Source organism: Pseudogemmobacter sonorensis (assembly GCF_042762395.1).
Taxonomy (GTDB): domain Bacteria; phylum Pseudomonadota; class Alphaproteobacteria; order Rhodobacterales; family Rhodobacteraceae; genus Pseudogemmobacter; species Pseudogemmobacter sonorensis.
In genome coordinates this window covers 1-1,157 of sequence record NZ_JBEFZE010000089.1, presented here as the reverse complement: position 1 = coordinate 1,157, position 1,157 = coordinate 1, and the positions used below count along the sequence as shown (strand labels likewise).

Here is a 1,157-nt window from a genome sequence, read left to right as displayed (position 1 = left end):
GGAAGCCCGACTCGCCGGTGACACACGAGATGCAGAGGCCCGCTTTGAGGCCGCTAAGGAACTGGCGGCTGTGCGAGGGCACCGATACCTCCCTGCCGCCCGCGTGGCGCAACTGCCGCGTGAGGAACTCTTGCAGCGGGTCGAGGCGATCACAAAACCCGATGGTCAGCCAGACATGATCGAAGCTGCGGCTTTGCTTGGTGGGGCCAAGGAACCCGCGATCACGGTGGAGCGCGCGCTTGATCTGTATTGGACCCTGGCGAAAGAGAAGACCCTCGGGAAGTCAGAGGATCAGCTTCGGCGCTGGAAGAACCCGCGTGTCAAAGCCGTGAAGAACTTTATCGAGGTCGTGGGCAACAAGGCCCTGGCCGATATTACCGGCGACGACATGCTGGATTTTCGCGGCTGGTGGATCGAGAAGCTGGAAACGGACGGCCTGACGCCCAACAGCGCCAATAAAGACCTTATCCATCTGGGCGATGTACTGAAGACCGTGAACCGCATGAAGCGGCTCGGGCTGGTGCTGCCGCTCACCGATCTGTCATTCAAGCAGGGAGAGGCCAAGCAACGCCCGCCCTTCTCAGATAGCTGGATCAGGGAGAGACTGCTTGCCCCCGGCGCGCTGGATGGTCTGAATCCTGACGCGCGGGGTATCTTACTCGGCATGGTGAACACAGGATACCGCCCATCTGAAGGCGCGATGCTGACCAAGGACCAGATCCACCTGACGGGCAAGGTGCCGTTCATCACCATTGAGCCGGTCGATAGACAGTTGAAGTCAGCCTATGCCAAGCGCGTTATTCCGCTGGTCGGCGTGAGCCTTGAGGCGTTCCGCGCCAATCCTGACGGATTCCCGAGATACCGCAAGAACAGCGCCAGCTTGTCGGCAACGGTCAACAAGTTCCTGCGGGAAAACGGCCTTCTCGAAACCCATGATCACAGCATGTACAGCCTGCGACATGCGTTCGAGGATCGTATGCTGGCGGCGGGTTTTGATGATCGGATCAGGCGCGATCTGTTCGGCCACAGACTCGACCGTGAGCGTTACGGCAAGGGCGCAACGGTCGAGCATATGCAGACCTTGCTTCAGGCCATCGCACTTTGAGCCGCGACGATAGCGCGGGCACGGGTCAGTATATCGCCTGAGAACGCGGCTT

1 protein-coding gene is annotated in these 1,157 nt (G+C 60.2%); it reads left to right on the top strand.

Annotation, left to right across the window (positions count from 1 at the left end):
• The coding region (locus ABNX41_RS21840) for an integrase (protein WP_438671781.1) at nt 1-1,105 on the top strand (1,105 nt) is incomplete at its 5' end.
• Nucleotides 1,106-1,157: the final 52 nt, after the last annotated feature.